Raw genomic sequence first — 2773 nt, 5'->3', positions numbered from 1 at the left:
GGCACCGCGGCGGCGGCCTGCGCCAGGAAGTCCTCGAACGGCATCCCGATCCGCTCGGCGGTCGCCGCGGTCATGTCGGTCTGGATGAACCCCGGCGCCACCGCGTTCGCGGTCACCCCGAACCGACCGAGCTCGATGGCGAGGGTCTTGGTGAAGCCCTGGAGCCCCGCCTTGGCCGCGGAGTAGTTGGCCTGCCCGCGGTTGCCCTGGGCCGACGACGACGACAGGTTGACGATCCGGCCGTACTTCTGGGCCGTCATGTGGGCCTGGCACGCGCGGGTCATGAGGAAGGCGCCCTTGAGGTGCACCGCCATCACGGCATCCCAGTCGCCCTCGGTCATCTTGAAGATGAGGTTGTCGCGGATGATGCCGGCGTTGTTGACGAGCACCACCGGCGGGCCGAGCTCGTCGGCCACGCGGGCCACGCCCGACTCGACCTGCTCGGCGTCGGTGACGTCGACCCCGAGCCCGAGGGCGGTGCCGCCGTCGGCGCGGATGCTGTCGGCCACGGTTTCGCAGGCGCCCTCGTCGAGGTCGAGCACGGCCACGGCAAAACCGTCCCGGGCCAGCCGGGTGGCGGTCGCCGCCCCGATGCCGCGAGCTGCTCCGGTGACGACGGCGACACGTTGGTTCTCCATGCCCCGCACCCTACCGAGGGGTACTTCGGATGCCGGACGCGGCCGAACGTTTTCGCGCTGTCGGTCCCGACCGGTAAGTTTGAAAGAACCCGCGGGTGGCTCGTGTGCCCCCGTGAGCCCAGCACCGTCGCTGGTTTTGTGACCACCCACGGAAGGCAACCAGTGCAGATCTGGCCCGGTACCGCATACCCCCTTGGCGCCACCTATGACGGCAGCGGCGTGAACTTCGCCCTGTTCAGCGAGGTCGCAGAGCGGGTTGAGCTCTGCCTCATCGACGACGAGGGCGTCGAGACCCGCATCGACCTGCCCGAGGTCGACGGCTTCGTCCACCACGCCTACCTGCCCGGGGTCTCACCCGGTCAGCTCTACGGGTTCCGGGTCCACGGCCCGTTCGACCCCGCCAACGGCCACCGCTGCGACCCGAGCAAGCTGCTCCTGGACCCGTACGCCAAGGCCATCGAGGGTCAGGTCACCAACGACCAGGCGTTGTTCTCCTACGACTTCACCGACCCGACCAAGCGCAACACCGAGGACAACCTCGGCAAGACGATGCTCTCGGTCGTCATCAACCCCTACTTCGACTGGGGCCACGACCGGCCGCCGCGCCACGAGTACCACGACACCGTCATCTACGAGGCGCACGTCAAGGGCCTCACGATGACCCACCCGGAGGTGCCCGAGGAGATCCGCGGCACCTACGCGGGCATCGCCCACCCGGCGATCATCGACCACCTGAGCACCTTGGGCATCACGGCGATCGAGCTGATGCCGGTGCACCAGTTCGTGCAGGACACCTCCCTGCAGGCCAAGGGCCTGACGAACTACTGGGGCTACAACACCATCGGCTTCCTCGCCCCGCACAACGGGTACGCCCGCGGACGCCGTGGCGAGCAGGTCACCGAGTTCAAGGCCATGGTCAAGGCGCTGCACGCCGCCGACATCGAGGTCATCCTCGACGTCGTCTACAACCACACCGCCGAGGGCAACGAGTTCGGCCCGACGCTGTGCTTCCGCGGCATCGACAACGCGGCGTACTACCGCCTCGTCGACGACGCCAAGGAGCACTACTACGACACGACCGGCACCGGCAACAGCCTGCTGATGCGCCACCCGCACGTGCTCCAGCTGATCATGGACTCGCTGCGCTACTGGGTCACCGAGATGCACGTCGACGGCTTCCGCTTCGACCTCGCCGCCACCCTGGCCCGCCAGTTCCACGAGGTCGACAAGCTCTCGGCGTTCTTCGACCTCATCCAGCAGGACCCGGTCATCAGCCAGGTCAAGCTCATCGCCGAGCCCTGGGACGTCGGCGACGGTGGCTACCAGGTCGGCAACTTCCCCCCGCTGTGGACGGAGTGGAACGGCAAGTACCGCGACACCGTGCGCGACTTCTGGCGCGGGGAGCCCCGCACCCTCGGGGAGTTCGCCTCGCGCCTGACCGGCTCCAGCGACCTCTACGAGCACAGCGGCCGCAAGCCGATCGCGTCGATCAACTTCGTCACCGCCCACGACGGCTTCACCCTGCGCGACCTCGTGTCGTACAACGAGAAGCGCAACGAGGCCAACGGCGAGGACGGCAACGACGGCGAGAGCCACAACCGCTCCTGGAACTGCGGCGAGGAGGGGCCGAGCGAGAACCCCGACGTCATCGCCCTGCGCCTGCGCCAGCAGCGCAACTTCCTCACCACGCTCCTGCTCAGCCAGGGCGTGCCGATGATCGCCCACGGCGACGAGATCGGCCGCACCCAGCAGGGCAACAACAACGTGTACTGCCAGGACAACGAGCTCGCCTGGGTCGACTGGGACCTCGACGAGGCCCAGAAGGAGCTCTACGCCTTCACCGCGGCACTCACCACCCTGCGCCGCGAGCACGCGGTGTTCCGCCGGCGCCGGTTCTTCGCCGGTAGCGCCGACCACGGCGGCACCTCCGAACTCGGCGACATCGCCTGGTTCCAGCCCTCGGGTGAGCTGATGGGGGAGTCGGCCTGGGCCAATGACGAGGCCAAGACCGTCATGGTCTTCCTCAACGGCCAGGCGATCCCCAGCATGGACTCGCGCGGCCGCCGGGTGCTCGACGACGACTTCCTCGTCATCTTCAACGCCCACCACGAGGCCGACTCGTTCGTGCTCCCCGA

At 68.3% G+C, this 2773-nt stretch carries 2 protein-coding genes; one reads left to right on the top strand and one right to left on the bottom strand.

Translation table 11 applies throughout. The features are described 5' to 3' along the window. The coding region (locus PLL68_RS03405; RefSeq protein WP_324531656.1) for an SDR family NAD(P)-dependent oxidoreductase at nt 1-638 on the bottom strand (638 nt) is incomplete at its 3' end. Nucleotides 639-800: 162 nt separating this feature from the next. On the opposite strand from PLL68_RS03405, the gene glgX reads away from it, so the two are divergent. After that, nucleotides 801-2773, top strand: a 1973-nt coding sequence (glgX, locus tag PLL68_RS03400; RefSeq protein WP_324531687.1) for a glycogen debranching protein GlgX, incomplete at its 3' end; no start/stop codon positions are given.

The organism is Ornithinibacter sp. (assembly GCF_035443565.1).
In the GTDB taxonomy this organism is placed as follows: Bacteria; Actinomycetota; Actinomycetes; order Actinomycetales; family Dermatophilaceae; genus Fodinibacter.
This window is presented reverse-complemented; position numbering and strand designations above follow the sequence as displayed.